This is a genomic window from Rhodobacter sp. NSM (assembly GCF_052244495.1).
Classification (GTDB): Bacteria; Pseudomonadota; Alphaproteobacteria; order Rhodobacterales; family Rhodobacteraceae; genus Cereibacter_A.
On sequence record NZ_JBQPXH010000002.1, the window covers coordinates 310,542 to 324,627 of the forward strand.

The window sequence follows — 14,086 nt, forward strand, 5'->3', positions numbered from 1 at the left end:
GGACTCCCCTTCCGTTCCCATGCGAGGTATGTTCCCTTTTCGTTCAAGCGACTCGGGCACTGCCATGCCGTTCGTGGAACTGTCGGCCACGTCGAATTTCACCTTTCTCACCGGCGCCTCGCATCCCGAGGAGCTGATGCGGCGCGCCGCCTCTCTGGGGCTGCCTGCGCTGGCGATTGCCGACGAGAACTCGGTCGCCGGGATCGTGCGCGCCTTCTGCGAGGCAAAGGAGATTCTGCGCGAGACGGGATCGGCCCCGCGCCTCGTCCCGGCGGCGCGGGTGGTGGTGCGCGAGGGTGTCACCGTGACCGTCCTGCCGCGCGACCGCGCCGCCTGGGGCCGGCTCTGCCGGCTGCTGACCGTCGGGCGGCGGGCGGCGCCCAAGGGCGGCTGCAACCTGGGCCTCGCCGATCTGCTCGCCCATGCCGAGGGGCAGGAGCTGCTGCTCCACCCGCCCGCCCGTCCCTCGGCGGAGTGGCGGGCGCTGGCGGGGCAGCTGGCCACGTGCTGTCCCGGGCGGGTCTCGCTGATCCTCGCGCCGCAGTATGCGGGGCAGGACCGGCAGCGGTTCGAGCGGCTGGCGCTGCTGGCCGCGCGGCTGGGGGTGCCCACCGTCGCCTCCGGCCTGCCGATCCTGCACCACGGGGCGCGGCGGCGGCTGGCCGACGTGCTGACCGCGATCCGGCTCGGCTGCCGGGTGGATGAGCTCGGCCGCCGGGCGCTGGCCAATGGCGAGCAGCGCATCCGCTCGGAGGCCGAGATGCTGCGCCTCTATCCGGGCCACGAGGAAGCCGTGTTCCGCAGCGCCGAGATCGCCGGCCGGCTCGGCTTCTGCCTGAGCGAGTTGCGCTACGAATACCCTTCGGAGATCGCCGATGGCGAGGGTCCTTCGGACCGGCTCGCCCGGCTGACGCGCGAGGGGCTCGACTGGCGCTATCCGTCAGGCGCGCCGGCGAAGGTCGAGGCCCAGGCGCGGCACGAGCTGGAGCTGATCGGCAAGCTCGGCTACGAGCCCTATTTCCTCACCGTCCACGACATCGTCCGCTTCGCGCGCGATCGGGGCATCCTCTGCCAGGGCCGCGGCTCGGCGGCGAATTCCATCGTCTGCTATGCGTTGGGGGTGACCTCGGTCAGCCCCGAGATCGGCACCATGGTCTTCGAGCGGTTCGTGTCCGAGGCCCGGAACGAGCCCCCCGACATCGACGTGGATTTCGAGCACGAGCGGCGCGAGGAGGTGATCCAGCACATCTACGAGCGTTACGGGCGGCATCGCGCCGGCCTTTGCGCCACGGTGATCCACTATCGCGGCAAGCGGGCGGTGCGCGAGGTCGGCCGCGCGATGGGGCTTTCCGAGGATACGCTGGCCGCGATGTCGAGCCAGATCTGGGGCTGGGGCGGGCCGGGATCCCTCACCGAGCAGCGCCTGCGCGAGATCGGCCTCGACCCGGCCGACCGGCGGCTCTGGCTGACGCTGCAACTCATCGACGAGATCCAGGGCTTTCCGCGCCATATCTCGCAGCATGTCGGCGGCTTCGTGATCACCGAGGGGCGGCTCGACGAACTCGTGCCCATCGAGAACGCGGCGATGGAGGATCGGACGGTCATCTGCTGGGACAAGGACGACATCGACGCGCTGGGGATCCTCAAGGTCGACGTGCTGGCGCTGGGGATGCTGACCTGCATCCGCAAGGCCTTCGACCTGATCGAGCGGCACCACCACACGCGCTACTCTCTCGCCACCCTGCCCGAGGAGGACGGGCCCACCTACGACATGCTGTGCCGGTCGGACTCGCTGGGCGTGTTCCAGGTGGAGTCGCGGGCCCAGATGAACTTCCTGCCCAGGATGCGTCCCCGGCGCTTCTACGACCTCGTGATCCAGGTGGCGATCATCCGCCCCGGCCCGATCCAGGGCGACATGGTGCATCCCTACATCCGGCGGCGGAACGGCGAGGAGACGGTAAGCTTTCCCTCGGATGAACTCGGCGAGGTGCTGGGCAAGACGCTGGGCGTGCCGCTCTTCCAGGAACAGGCGATGCAGATCGCCATCATCGGCGCGGGCTTCACCCCCGACGAGGCCGACCGCCTTCGCCGGGCGCTCGCCACCTTCAAGAAGCACGGCAACGTGACGGCGCTGAAGGACCGCTTCATGGAGGGGATGCGCGCCAACGGCTACGACGAGGACTTCGCCGCCCGCTGCTTCTCGCAGATCGAGGGCTTCGGATCCTACGGCTTCCCCGAGAGCCACGCGGCAAGCTTTGCCTTCCTCGTCTATGCCTCGGCCTGGCTGAAGTGCCATCACCCGGGCATCTTCGCCTGCGCGCTGCTGAATTCGCAGCCGATGGGCTTCTATGCGCCGGCGCAGATCGTGCGGGACGCGCGCGCCCATGGGGTGGTGGTTCTGCCGCCCTGCATCAACGCCAGCCGCTGGGACAACGTGATGGAGCCGGACGGGCGCGGCCGCCTCGCGCTCCGGCTCGGGTTCCGCCAGATCAAGGGCGTGCCGGAAGAGGAGGCGCTCTGGATCGTCGCGGCCCGAGGCAACGGCTACCGGGCCGTCGGGGATGTCTGGCGGCGGGCGGGGGCCTCGCCCGCAACGGTGACGCGGCTGGCCGAGGCGGATTGTTTCGCCGCCCTCGGCCTCTCGCGGCGCGAGGCGATGTGGCAGGCCCGCGCCCTCACGGGAGAGCGGCCGCTTCCGCTCTTCGCGGGCGACATGGACGGCGAGGGCATCGTCGAGCCCGCTGTGGCCCTGCGCGAGATGACGCTGGGCGAGGAGGTGGTCGAGGATTACGTCGCCTTCCGCCTGACCCTGCGGGCGCATCCGATGGCGCTGCTGCGGCCGCTGCTCTGAGGCGGCCGGGCCTCGACGCTGCCCGCTCAGGCCATCTCGCCCTCGACCCACCAGCCGCCCGAGAGCAGCCCCCCCATCGCCTCGAAGATCCAGATCCGTTCGCCGTCCTCCAGCTCCACCGCCCAGTAGTCGCGCGGGCCGCTGCGCCAGTCGGGATCGTCGAGCCACCATTCCGGCAGGATGCGCTCCGGTCCCTCGGCCCGGACGATGCGGCGCAGGCGGCGGCGCCAGCGGATGCGGCAGGGGGGCGAGCCCTCCGCCTCGGCGGGCTCGGGCGGAAAGAGGACCAGCGGCCGCGGTGTATGGGGGGCGGGCCAGGCGCCGGCAGGCTCGGACCAGGCGGCGGCGAGGATGAGGGCGGATTTCGCCGGGATGTGGCTTTCTGCCGGGTGGAACCGCGTCACCGCCTCCATCCCCAGCCGGGCGCCGAGCCGGCCCACCAGATCGGCCAGCGCATCGGCCTGCTGCGCTCCGGAGGAGGGGCCGCGGTGCGGGCGGGCAACCATCGGCTCGGTTTCGACGGCCGAGAGCCGCAACATGTCGATGCCGAAGCCCGCATCGATCGTCTCGAGCTTCAGGGCAAGCAGGGGACGGATCCGGTCGGGGGTATCGGCAGGCCGCGCAAGGCCGACCTCGACCATGGGCACCTGCCCGTCGCTGCGGAAGGCCTGCAGCCGCACCCGCCGCGCCCCGCGCCCCTTCTCCTTCAGCCGCTCGCAGAGCGGCGGCAACAGCCGGTCGAGACCCGCCTCCACATCCTCGCGCAGACCGATCGGATCGGGAAGCGTCAGCCGCACGGCGAAATGCAGCGGCGCGCGGGCGGGCGAGACCGGCTCGGGTTCGAGTCCCAGCGCCTGGTCGATCCGGCGCAGCACCTCGGTGCCGAAGCGCCGGGCGAGAGAGGCGCGCGGCAGGTCGAGCAGGTCGCCCACACGGCGCAGGCCGAGCCGGGCCAGGGCCTCGGCCGAGCCCTCCGGCAGCCGCAGGGCCGCGACCGGCAGCGGCGCGAGCGCCTGCCGCATCTGCCCGGGTGCGGCGATCACGCCGAGCGTCCCGCCGCTGGGCGGGGCCAGCGCCCGGCGCCTCATCGCCCGCGCGCGGGTGGCGTGGGCCTCCTGCTCGATCGCGTCGCCGCTGCGGCTGGCCGCCGCCCTGCGCCCGGCATGGCGCGCCAGCGCCCAGGCTGCGCCGGGGGTGTCCGCGATGGCCGCCCGCACCGTGAGACCCAGCGCCGCACAATCGGCCTCGACCACGCCGAGAAGCGCCTCTTCGCCACCGAAGAGATGGGCGCAGCCGGTCAGATCGACCGTCAGCCCCGCAGGGGGCTCCTCGGCGACCCAAGGCGAGAACTTTCCCGACCAGCGGCGCAGGACGGTGAGGAAGGCGGCCTCTGCCGGCTGATCCTCCGTGGCGGTGACAAGCTGAGGGCAGATCGCGGTGGCATCACGCAGGCCCTGGCCGGGGCCGAGGCCCAGTGCCTCCGCCTCGGCCGAGACGGCCGTCAGGACCTGCGCCCCCCGCCGCTCTCCCACCACCGCGAGAGGCGGCGGCAGGGCCTCGTTGCGCCGCCGCAACAGCCGCTCGGCCGCCAGCCGGGGGAACCACAGGCAGAGAATCCGTCGCCGCGCCATTGTCACGTTCCTGTTTCGTTCAGGATACCGCGGAGGGGAAAGAAGAGTCGAGTCGGCGAAGCTTCAGCATCCCGGGGCAAGTGTTCCGGGCCGCTCCAGCGACCCCGCCAGATCCTGCGTCCCCGTCCGAAGGTCAGCCTTCGCCCGCGCCACGCCAGGATTGCCGCGCACATCCGCACTTCCTTGCAACGCGGCGAAATCCCGGGATGCGCTTCAATTCCTCGACTGCGCCGAAGGGCCTTCCGCGGCAGCGCCGGCGAGAGGGGGCTCGATGCCCCCCGAGCCGGCACCTCCGGGAAGGCAGAATGCCGGAAGCCCCCCGAGCCGGCACGTCAAGAAAGACAGAATGCCGGAGACCCCCGAGCCGGCACCTCCAGAAAGGCAGAATGCCGGAGGCCCCCGCGCCGTCACGCCCGGGAAGGCAGAGTGCTGGAAGCCTCCCGAGCCGTCACTCACGGGAGGCGAAAGGCTCGAAGCCCGAACCGTCCTCCCGCGTCGAGGAACCGGTTCCGCGACAGCGGCCCGGTATCCGGCCCTGCGCGTCGGAGCGGCGGATCAGCCGCAGGCGATCCGGACGATCCGCCCCGCTTCGTTCGTCTCGATCGTGAGCCGGTTCGGGCTGAAGTCCATGGTGACCGCCTGACCCGGCTGCACCACGCGGACGGGCTGGGTGAAACGGATCGTCTCCAGCACCTCGGCAGGCTGGCCGACGAGGCCCTGCAGACGGATCGCGCCACAGCTGTCGGTGGGCAGGATGATCTCGGGCTCCTTCTTGCCGCAGGCGGCGAGGCCGGCGAGGACGGTCAGAAGAAGAAGGGTGCGGCGCATGTCGTGACGTCTCCGGTCGAACGGCGCGCAACCTAGCCTTCCGCCTCATCGGGCACAAGGCGACCTCCGCGCCGCAGGAACGGTGATGACGGATCCGTGAGCGACAGGCTGCAGCCAGCAGTTCCGGTGCACAAGAGCCTCGGTGCAGGGCCATTTCCGGTCATGCAGCACGCGGCTTGCGACGCCGTGCCGTCCCGTTCCTGCCGCGGCACGCTTCGGACCGCCTCTGCCTGCGGCACAACCGCTTCGAACTGCCCGTCCGGCTTCCGGCCAAAGGGCCTTCCGGCGAGAGCCTGCGCTTCGGAAACGCCTCCCGCTCGGAGCCCACCCGGGCATTGCGTCGGCCAAGCTTCGCGGTGTCCCATCGTTTCCGGACTTTCCCGTGCGCGGACAATGGTGCAGGAAAGGAAAAACAGGAGCGATCATGACCGAACCTCGCGCCCCGCGTCTCTGCGTGCTGATCGACGCCGACAACGTGCCTGCCAACTACGCCGAGGCGATCTTCGAGGAGATCGCGGCCCTGGGCGAGGCCTCCGTGCGGCGGATCTATGGCGACTGGTCGGCCATGCGGCTGAACGCCTGGGCCAAGAAGGTCGCGGCGCTCGGTCTTGTCGCCGATCAGCAGTTCTCGAACACCAAGGGCAAGAACGCCTCCGACATCGGCCTCGTGATCTCGGCGATGGACTTCCTCCACTCGGGCCTCTTCGACGGCTTCGTGCTGGTCTCTTCGGACAGCGACTTCACCCGCCTCGCCGCCCGGATCCGCGAGCAGGGGCTGGACGTCTACGGCATCGGCGAGAAGAAGACGCCCGAGGCGTTCCGCATGGCCTGCAAGCGCTTCATCTACGTCGAGAACCTCGGCTCGGACGAGGTTCCCGTGCGCGAGCCGCGGCCGGCCGACGAGCCGCAGCCGCAGCCGGTGCAGCGCGGAAAGGAAGAACCGATGAAGGCGATTCCCCTGATCGTCGCTGCCATGCGCGCCATAGATCCGGAGGGCGAGTGGTATACGCTGGGCCAGATCGGCCAGTTCATCACCCAGGCCAATCCGGACTTCGACACCCGAACCTACGGCTCGGCCAAGCTTTCGGACCTCATCAAGAAGATCAGCCGCTTCGAGGTCACGGCCGGGCCTGGCGGCCAGCTTCTCGCGCGCGACCTATCCTGATTGCTTACCGCCTTCGCGGCGTCGGGAAGCGCCCGGCAGGCCCGGCCGCTGCCGTGCCGCGCGCTGAACGGCGCCGCTCGCCGCGGCGGGGCATCGGGCTGCGCGCCAGCCCCCGCCGTCTGCCGTCCTTGACCCCCGCCGCGCATCGTCTAGGGTGCGCGACATTCCGCCACTCAAAGGAGCATCGCCATGGCCCAGCGTCTTCATCTCGTCTTCGGTGGCGAACTCGTCAGCCCGACGAAGAACGTCTTCAAGGACGTGAAGGCCATTCACATCGTCGGCATGTTCCCCGACTACGCCTCGGCCTATTCGGCCTGGAAGGCCGAGGCGCAGCGGACGGTGGACGATGCCCATGTGCGTTATTTCATTGCGCATATCCACCGGCTGCGGGACGAGGAGCAGCCGGCCTCGGCCACCGAGGAACTCGGGATCTGATACGAGCCACCCATGGCGAACGCCTTCGGCCTCTCGCTCGGGACTGCCTTGCGGCGTGACCCCGCCGAGGGGCCGGTCCGGCCCCAGCGCCCGCTCGGCAAGCTGGTCTGGCTGCATGCGCCCTCGCGCGAGTCGGCCCGGCCGATGGCCGAACTGGGGCGCCGGATCATCCTGGACGAGGGATTTCCGGTGCTGCTCACCACCCATGCGCAGGTTGGCTCGGGCGGGATCCTGATGGTGCAGCCGCCTCCGCCCGACACGCAGGCGGCCGTGGCCGACTTCCTCGATCACTGGAAGCCGGATGCGGCCTTCATGGCCGAAGGCGAACTGAGGCCCCGGCTGATCCACGCGGCCTTCGACCGCGACATTCCGCTTGCGCTGGTGGACGGGATCGCGCCGCGCATCCTGCCTGGGCGCGAGACCTGGTGGCCCGGGCAGATGCGGAACCTGCTGTCGCGGTTCCGCCACGTCTTCACCGTGAACGAGACGGCTGCCCGCGCCTTCCGCAAGGCGGGAAGTTCCACCCAGGTGACGCAGGTCGCCGGCCGCCTGGAAGAGGGCACGCTCGCGCTGCCCTGCACCGAGGCCGAGCGCGCCGCCCTCGCCCGCCTCCTGGCCACGCGGCAGGTGTGGCTCGCGGCGGGCCTGCCCGAGGAAGAAGAGGCCGCGATCATCGCAGCCCACCACGCTGCTCTGAAGCTCGCCCACCGGATGCTTCTGATCGCGGTGCCGCAGGAGGCCGAGCGCGCGGGGCCGCTTGCCGACCGCTTCGAGGCGGAGGGATGGAAGGTGGCCCGCCGGTCGGCCGACGAGGAACCCGATGCCGAGACCGAGGTCTTCGTGGCGGACGGCATGGCCGAGCTCGGGCTCTGGTATCGGCTGGCGCCGGTGACATGGCTCGGCGGAAGTCTCGGCGCAGGCTGCATCCTTGATCCTCTCGAGGCCGCGTCGCTGGGGTCCGCGCTGATCCACGGCCCGCGGCCGGGGATCCACGGAGTGACCTTCGCCCGGATCGCCGCCGCGCGGGCGTCGATGCCGGTCTCATCCTCGCGGGAACTGGCCGAGGCGCTGGCGGACCTGCTCGCTCCGGATCGGGTGGCGCGCCTCGCGCATGCGGGATGGGCCGTCGTGTCCGAGGGAACGGAGGTGACCGACCGCATGGTGGCGCTCGCCGGCCGTCTGGTGGAGAAGGAGCCCTGATGCGCCCGCCGGGCTTCTGGTTCACGCCGCCCGACCAGCCGGCCGCCGCCGCGCGGCTGCTGGCACCGCTGGGTCGGCTCTACGCCGCGGCCACTGAGCGGAGGCTGCGCAGGCCAGGTCATCGCGCAGGTGTTCCGGTGATCTGCATCGGCAACCTCAACGCAGGCGGAGCCGGCAAGACCCCCATGGCCATCGCTCTCATCCAGCGGCTGGAGGGACGGGGTATTGCCGCGCATGTCGTCTCGCGAGGTTATGGCGGCGATCTTGAGGGCCCGGTGCAGGTCGATCCGCGGCGTCACAAGGCGTCGGATGTGGGGGATGAGCCGCTTTTGCTGGCGGCCTTCGGGTCCGCCTGGGTCGCGCGCGACCGGGCCGAGGGCGTCCGCGCCGCCGAGGCTGCGGGCGCCCGCGCGATCCTGCTGGATGACGGGTTTCAGAACCCTTCGGTGGTCAAGGACCTGTCGCTCGTGGTGGTGGATGCGGGCGTAGGATTCGGCAACGGCCGCTGCCTGCCCGCCGGTCCGCTGCGCGAGCCGGTGGCGGAAGGCCTCGCGCGGGCCGATCTGCTCGTCTCGATCGGACCCCCGGACGCACAACGGCGCTTCGCCGCGGACTGGCCGGCGCTGCCCGTGCCGCGGCTGACGGGGCGGCTCGCGACGCTGCAGATGGGGATGGACTGGCAGGGTGCGCGTGTTCTGGCCTTTGCCGGGATCGGGCGGCCCGAGAAGTTCTTCGCCTCGCTGCGTGCCGAAGGGGCGGAGCTTCTGCGGGCCGAGGCGCTGGACGATCACCAGCCTCTGGGCGAGGCGCTGATGCGGAGGCTCGAGATCGAGGCGATGGCGCTCGGCGCGCAGCTCGTGACCACCGAGAAGGACGCGGTGCGACTGCCGCCCTCCTTCCGGCAGAAGGTCCTGACCCTGCCGGTGCGGCTCGAACTGGATGACTGGGCCGAGATCGACGCGGCCTTCGACCGGTTGGGCCTGACGCGGCGCGGCTGAGAGGGCGTCCGGCCTCTCACTCCTGCTCCACGGGATCCCCCAGCACTTCCGCCTGATGCTCGCCGAGGCGCGGAGCGGGACGGCCGAGCGAGAGCTCGGCCCCCGAGAAGCGGAAGGGCGAGCGCACGCCGGGTACGCCGCCCGGCTCGATCCGCATGCCCCGGTGCCGGATCTGCGGATCGGCGAAGACCTCGCCCATGTCGTTGATCGGACCTGCCGGAACGCCCTGTGCCTCGCAAGCGGCGAGGAGGTTGGCCTTCTTCCAGCCCCGTGTGACGGAGGTCAGGGCCTGTGCCAGCTCCGTCCGGTTCGCCACCCGGTCGGCATTGGTGAGGAACGACGGCGCCTCGGCCAGCCCCGGCAGGCCCAGAAGCCCGCAGAGCCGGCGATACTGCGCATCGTTCCCGGTCGCGATGATGATCCAGCCGTCGGCGCAGTCGAAAACCGCATAGGGCGCGAGGTTCGGATGCTCGTTGCCCATCTTGCGAGGGGCCGTTCCCGTGGCGAGGTAGTTCATCGCCTGATTGGCCATGATTCCCGTGGCCACGTCCATCAGCGCCATGTCCACATGCTGGCCGAGCCCTGTGCTCTCGCGCTGGTGCAGCGCCGCGAGGATGGCGGTCGCGGCATAGATGCCGGTGAAGACGTCGGTGACGGCCACCCCCACCTTCTGCGGCTGGCCCTCGGCCGCGCCGGTCACGCTCATCAGCCCCGCCATGCCCTGGATGATGAAGTCGTAGCCCGCGCGGTGGGCGTAGGGTCCGTCCTGCCCGAAGCCCGTGATCGAGCAATAGACGAGCCGCGGGTTCACCTCGCGCAGCGACGGCCAGTCGAGCCCGTATTTCGCGAGCCCGCCCACCTTGAAGTTCTCGATCACCACATCGGCATCGGCCACGAGGCGCCGCACCAGCGCCTGCCCCTCCGGCGTGCGGAAATCGGCCGTGACAGAGCGCTTGCCGCGATTGGCCGCGTGGAAGTACGCGGCCGAGCGGTCGCCCTCGCGCTCGATGAAGGGGGGGCCCCAGCGGCGGGTGTCGTCACCCTCGGGCGCCTCGACCTTGACGACATCCGCGCCAAGGTCCGCCAGCACCTGCCCCGCCCAGGGACCGGCCAGGATCCGGGCCAGTTCCACGACCCGGACACCGGCGAGAGGCGCGCTCATTCCTTGGCGAGCTCCGCCTCGATGATCTCCTTCAGCTCGCCGTAGCTCATGTTCGAGTGCTTGGTGCCGTTGATGATCAGCGAGGGCGTGGCCGTGATGTCGTCCGCCTGGCTGTTCTTCTGGAAGGCCGCGACCATCGCCTCGGCCTTTGCCTGATCGTTCATGCAGGCATCGAGCGCCGCATCGTCGAGACCGGCCGTCTTGCCGATCTTGCGCAGGTTGGCGGCGACCTGCCCCGGATCATTGGCGACCCATTCCTTCTGCTGGTCGAAGATCAGGTCGGCGATGCCGAAATAGCGCATCTCGCCGCCGCAACGCGCGACCATCGCGGCCCAGAGGCCGTAGCGGTCGAAGTAGACCTCGCGGAAGGTGAAGCGCACCTTGCCCGTATCGATGTAGTCGCGCTTGAGCGGCGTCAGCACGTCCTGCTCGAAGGTCGCGCAATGCGGGCAGGTGAAGGACGCATATTCGACGATGCTCACAGGCGCATCCTCGGCGCCCATCACCATGTCCTCGACCGTCGCAGCCGTCTCGGATCCGGCCCCTTCCTGTGCCGAGGCCGCCATCGGCGGCAGCAGCGTCTGCCCCGCGTCGCGGCTGCCGTTCCAGAGGGCGAAGCCCGCGACCGTCGTGAGTGCCAGCGCCGCCAGCCCGAGTTTCTTGACCATTCCGTGCCTCTTCATGCTTTGGAGCGTGATAGGAAATTCTCGGCGAGCCGTTCGAGCGCCGCCCTGAGCCCCTCGTCGCGCACGCCGTCGGCGGTCTGCACCGCGCGGGCCTTCACGGCGGGGTCCACGGGACGCGGCGCGGACGGCGCCGGATCAAACAGCGCCTGCCCCTCGGCAAAGCCCGAAGGTGCCGTCTGCGTGAGCACGATCCGGTGGATCGCCGCATAGCCGTAGCAGGCGTTCACCCGCTCCTTCAGGGAAGGAAGCTGCATCTGCACCAGCGGCGCATGGGCGGAGGAGACGAGGATCGTCAGCGTGGCGCCGAAGCCCTCCCTCGCGCCATAGCCCACCTTCACCGGCCGCGTGATACGGGCGAGATCCTCGCCCGCGACTTCGGGCCAATGCGTAAGTAGTCTCGTGACCGCAAAGCCCCGCTTCTCGCCCGCCTTCCGGATCCGCTCCTGCAGCAGGCCCGATGCAGCCTCGAACCCGCGCATCCGGCGGTTCGGCTTGGCAGGCGGAGGGGAGGGAGCTCGGGCCATCTGTTCAATCCTGATCGTGCGCCTATCTTAGGCGCCGCGCCCGGAGGCGCCAGAGCCGCGCTGCGCGAGGGAGCATAAAGATTGCGTGACACCGAGGAAAGCCCGGAGGCCGCGGCCGCCGACATGTCGGCGCGGCTCCTGGTATGGTATGACCGGCACGCGCGCGTGATGCCCTGGCGGGTGGGGCCGGCCGAGCGGCGCTCCGGCGTGCGGCCCGATCCCTACCGCGTCTGGCTGTCCGAGATCATGCTGCAGCAGACGACGGTCGCCGCCGTGCGCGACTACTTCCGCCGCTTCACCGAGCGCTGGCCCGACGTCGCAGCCCTTGCCGCTGCCGAGGATGCCGAGGTCATGGCCAAATGGGCGGGCCTCGGCTACTACGCGCGTGCGCGCAACCTGCTGAAGGGCGCGCGCGCGGTGGTGGCCGATCACGGCGGAGTCTTTCCCGGCACGCGCGATGGCCTGATGACCCTGCCGGGGGTCGGCCCCTACACGGCGGCGGCGGTTGCGGCCATCGCCTTCGACGAGCCGGCGACGGTGGTGGACGGCAACGTCGAGCGCGTGGTCTCGCGCCTCTTCCGGGTCGAGGTGCCGCTTCCGGCGGCGAAGCCCGTGCTGACCCGGCTTGCCGCGACCCTCACCCCGCTGGATCGGCCGGGAGACCATGCGCAGGCGATGATGGACCTCGGCGCCACGATCTGCACGCCGCGGAAGCCGGTGTGCAGCCTCTGCCCGCTGAACCCCGACTGCCAGGGCTTCCGCGAGGGGGTCGCGGCGGAGCTGCCCCGCAAGGCGCCGAAAGCCGAAAAGCCCCTGCGCGAGGGCACGCTCTGGATCGCGCGGCGTGCGGATGGCGCTGTCCTCCTCGAGACGCGGCCCGAGACGGGGATGCTGGGCGGCATGCTCGGCTGGCCCGGCACGGACTGGGATCGCAGCGGCAGACCCTCCGGCCCGCCGCTCGAGGCGGAGTGGCAAGACGCGGGCGCCGAGGTCCGCCACACCTTCACCCACTTCCACCTGCGGCTCACGGTGCTGCTTGCCGAGGTTCCGCAGGACGCAGCGCCCGACCGCGGCGCCTTCGTGCCGCAGGCCCTGTTCCAGCCCGCCGCCCTTCCGACGCTGATGCGCAAGGCATGGAACGTTGCCGCAGCGGCGATCGGTCACCGGAAAGGAGAGGGCCGACTCGCATAGTCTCCGCGGACCGACTGTAGTAAGTGGAGTAGTGAAATGGTTTCTCCTCCTGACGTCGTGAAGTCGAACCCGCCACCCATCGCGCACATCAAGAGCGCGCTGCCCTTCGCGATCTCTCTCGCGATGGTGCCCCTTGCCCTGATCGGCGCCGCCTATGGCGGCTGGACGGTCCTGCTGCTGCCCCTCTTCGCCTGGGGGCTCTTCGACCTGCTGGATCTCGTCGTCGGCCTGAACACGAGGAACGAGGATCCCGCGACGGACGAGAAGAACCTGTTCTGGTTCCGTCTTCTCACCATGATCTGGGTGCCGATCCAGTTCCTGCTGGTCTTCGGCCTGATCGGATACGTCAGCAACGCGACCCATCTGGGCCTGATCGAGAAGATCGGCCTCTTCATCGGGGTCGGCGTCATGACCGGCATCGTGGGCATCGTCTATGCGCACGAGCTCATCCACCGCAACAACCGGCTTGAGCGCTGGCTGGGCGACGTCCTGCTCGCCATGGTGCTCTACAGCCATTTCCGGACCGAGCACCTGAAGGTTCACCATGTCCATGTCGGCACGGCCGAGGACCCGGTGACCGCCCGCTACGGCGAGGACTTCCACACCTACTTCCAGCGCGTTCTGACCGAGGGTCACAAGCACGCCTGGGAGACCGAGGTCGACCTGCTCAAGCGCACCGGCCGGCCTCCGCAGTCGCTGAAGAACCCGTTCTGGGTCTATGGCGCTCTGCAACTCGTGATGGTGGGGCTGGCCCTCGCCCTCGGCGGGGCACAGGGGCTCCTGCTGTTCCTCGTGCAGGCCTTCGTGGCCATCTGGCAGCTCGAGCTGACCAATTACGTCGAGCATTACGGCCTGACGCGGCGCATCCTGCCGGACGGCAAGCCCGAGCCGGTCATGCCGCACCACAGCTGGAATTCGGCCCACAAGGCGTCGAACTGGCTGCTTATCAACCTGCAGCGCCATTCGGACCACCACTTCAAGCCCGACCGGCGCTTCCCGCTGCTCCAGACCTATTCCGAGCAGCAGGCCCCGCAACTGCCGCATGGCTACCCGCTGATGGCGGCCATGGCGCTCTTCCCCAGATACTGGCGCAGCCGGATGAACCCGCGCGTGCGCGACTGGCGGAAGAAATACTACCCCGACATCGAGGACTGGACGCCCTACAACCTCGGCGGCGCAGCCGTGGCCGACGAGGCGGCGGCCCCGGTCGCAGCCCCTGCCGCGCCGGCAGCTGCCTCTGCGGCAGCCGCGCCGGCCGTGAGGGCGGACGAACCCGTGTCGGTAACGGAAGTGCCGGCCACCCAGGCCGCGGCGCCTGCCGCCCCGACGGAAGCGCCCGAGGCGCCCGTGACTTCGCCGAAGAGCGAGCCGGCCGTCTGATCAACCGTGCCCCGACCCGCTCGTGGCCGGGGCAC

12 protein-coding genes are annotated in these 14,086 nt (G+C 70.4%); 7 read left to right on the forward strand and 5 right to left on the reverse strand.

Going from position 1 to position 14,086, the window contains the following annotated elements; translation table 11 throughout:
- Positions 1–64 precede the first annotated feature (64 nt).
- Positions 65–2,851 carry an error-prone DNA polymerase gene (locus ACTVZP_RS05985; RefSeq protein WP_443211196.1) on the forward strand — a complete coding sequence of 929 codons (2,787 nt, stop codon included), beginning with the start codon at positions 65–67 and terminating at the stop codon, positions 2,849–2,851.
- Positions 2,852–2,877: 26 nt separating this feature from the next.
- Here ACTVZP_RS05985 and ACTVZP_RS05990 read toward each other — a convergent pair whose 3' ends face one another.
- Together ACTVZP_RS05990 and ACTVZP_RS05995 are read right to left on the reverse strand one after the other, a co-directional pair.
- Positions 2,878–4,482: a Y-family DNA polymerase gene (locus tag ACTVZP_RS05990; protein ID WP_443211197.1), complete on the reverse strand. Its 1,605-nt coding sequence runs from the start codon at positions 4,480–4,482 to the stop codon at positions 2,878–2,880.
- A gap of 555 nt (positions 4,483–5,037) precedes the next feature.
- Positions 5,038–5,310 carry an I78 family peptidase inhibitor gene (locus ACTVZP_RS05995; RefSeq protein WP_443211198.1) on the reverse strand — a complete coding sequence of 91 codons (273 nt, stop codon included), beginning with the start codon at positions 5,308–5,310 and terminating at the stop codon, positions 5,038–5,040.
- A 424-nt stretch (positions 5,311–5,734) separates the two neighbouring features.
- On the opposite strand from ACTVZP_RS05995, the gene ACTVZP_RS06000 reads away from it, so the two are divergent.
- The 4 genes from ACTVZP_RS06000 (at position 5,735) to lpxK (ending at position 9,108) form a co-directional block, all read left to right on the forward strand.
- The gene (locus tag ACTVZP_RS06000) at positions 5,735–6,475 is read left to right on the forward strand and encodes an NYN domain-containing protein (protein ID WP_443211199.1); all 741 of its coding nucleotides are present in this window, start codon (positions 5,735–5,737) and stop codon (positions 6,473–6,475) included.
- A 189-nt stretch (positions 6,476–6,664) separates the two neighbouring features.
- The gene (locus tag ACTVZP_RS06005) at positions 6,665–6,910 is read left to right on the forward strand and encodes a DUF4170 domain-containing protein (RefSeq protein WP_443211200.1); all 246 of its coding nucleotides are present in this window, start codon (positions 6,665–6,667) and stop codon (positions 6,908–6,910) included.
- A 12-nt stretch (positions 6,911–6,922) separates the two neighbouring features.
- A complete protein-coding gene (locus ACTVZP_RS06010) occupies positions 6,923–8,110 on the forward strand; it encodes a 3-deoxy-D-manno-octulosonic acid transferase (protein WP_443211201.1) in 1,188 nt (395 codons plus the stop codon).
- A complete protein-coding gene (gene lpxK, locus ACTVZP_RS06015; protein WP_443211202.1) occupies positions 8,110–9,108 on the forward strand; it encodes a tetraacyldisaccharide 4'-kinase in 999 nt (332 codons plus the stop codon). Before ACTVZP_RS06010 ends, lpxK begins: the two co-directional genes overlap by 1 nt.
- A gap of 16 nt (positions 9,109–9,124) precedes the next feature.
- Here the strand turns inward: lpxK and ACTVZP_RS06020 are convergent, their stop codons facing one another.
- The 3 genes from ACTVZP_RS06020 to ACTVZP_RS06030 are packed head-to-tail and all read right to left on the reverse strand — an operon-like array spanning position 9,125 to position 11,480.
- Positions 9,125–10,270, reverse strand: coding sequence for a CaiB/BaiF CoA transferase family protein (locus tag ACTVZP_RS06020; RefSeq protein WP_443211203.1), 1,146 nt, complete (start codon positions 10,268–10,270; stop codon positions 9,125–9,127).
- Positions 10,267–10,938 carry a DsbA family protein gene (locus ACTVZP_RS06025; RefSeq protein ID WP_443211204.1) on the reverse strand — a complete coding sequence of 224 codons (672 nt, stop codon included), beginning with the start codon at positions 10,936–10,938 and terminating at the stop codon, positions 10,267–10,269. The genes ACTVZP_RS06020 and ACTVZP_RS06025 overlap by 4 nt, the downstream gene beginning before the upstream one ends.
- 11 nt (positions 10,939–10,949) lie before the next feature.
- The gene (locus tag ACTVZP_RS06030; protein ID WP_443211205.1) at positions 10,950–11,480 is read right to left on the reverse strand and encodes a DUF721 domain-containing protein; all 531 of its coding nucleotides are present in this window, start codon (positions 11,478–11,480) and stop codon (positions 10,950–10,952) included.
- Between the two features lie 81 nt (positions 11,481–11,561).
- Here ACTVZP_RS06030 and mutY point away from each other — a divergent pair, with 81 nt between their 5' ends.
- Together mutY and ACTVZP_RS06040 are read left to right on the forward strand one after the other, a co-directional pair.
- Positions 11,562–12,671 (forward strand): A/G-specific adenine glycosylase, encoded by a 1,110-nt coding sequence (gene mutY, locus ACTVZP_RS06035; protein ID WP_443211206.1) that lies wholly within the window; start codon positions 11,562–11,564, stop codon positions 12,669–12,671.
- A gap of 36 nt (positions 12,672–12,707) precedes the next feature.
- The gene (locus tag ACTVZP_RS06040; RefSeq protein ID WP_443211207.1) at positions 12,708–14,051 is read left to right on the forward strand and encodes an alkane 1-monooxygenase; all 1,344 of its coding nucleotides are present in this window, start codon (positions 12,708–12,710) and stop codon (positions 14,049–14,051) included.
- Positions 14,052–14,086: the final 35 nt, after the last annotated feature.

Excerpts from the sequence above, each read along its gene's own strand:
- ACTVZP_RS06005 (WP_443211200.1), top strand. The coding sequence starts at position 6,665 with ATGGCCCAGCGTCTTCATCTCGTCTTCGGTGGCGAACTCGTCAGCCCG.
- ACTVZP_RS05995 (WP_443211198.1), bottom strand. The coding sequence starts at position 5,310 with ATGCGCCGCACCCTTCTTCTTCTGACCGTCCTCGCCGGCCTCGCCGCC.
- ACTVZP_RS06025 (WP_443211204.1), bottom strand. The coding sequence starts at position 10,938 with ATGGTCAAGAAACTCGGGCTGGCGGCGCTGGCACTCACGACGGTCGCG.
- ACTVZP_RS06010 (WP_443211201.1), top strand. The coding sequence starts at position 6,923 with ATGGCGAACGCCTTCGGCCTCTCGCTCGGGACTGCCTTGCGGCGTGAC.
- ACTVZP_RS05990 (WP_443211197.1), bottom strand. The coding sequence starts at position 4,482 with ATGGCGCGGCGACGGATTCTCTGCCTGTGGTTCCCCCGGCTGGCGGCC.
- ACTVZP_RS06030 (WP_443211205.1), bottom strand. The coding sequence starts at position 11,480 with ATGGCCCGAGCTCCCTCCCCTCCGCCTGCCAAGCCGAACCGCCGGATG.
- ACTVZP_RS06000 (WP_443211199.1), top strand. The coding sequence starts at position 5,735 with ATGACCGAACCTCGCGCCCCGCGTCTCTGCGTGCTGATCGACGCCGAC.
- ACTVZP_RS06020 (WP_443211203.1), bottom strand. The coding sequence starts at position 10,270 with ATGAGCGCGCCTCTCGCCGGTGTCCGGGTCGTGGAACTGGCCCGGATC.
- ACTVZP_RS06040 (WP_443211207.1), top strand. The coding sequence starts at position 12,708 with ATGGTTTCTCCTCCTGACGTCGTGAAGTCGAACCCGCCACCCATCGCG.
- lpxK (WP_443211202.1), top strand. The coding sequence starts at position 8,110 with ATGCGCCCGCCGGGCTTCTGGTTCACGCCGCCCGACCAGCCGGCCGCC.
- ACTVZP_RS05985 (WP_443211196.1), top strand. The coding sequence starts at position 65 with ATGCCGTTCGTGGAACTGTCGGCCACGTCGAATTTCACCTTTCTCACC.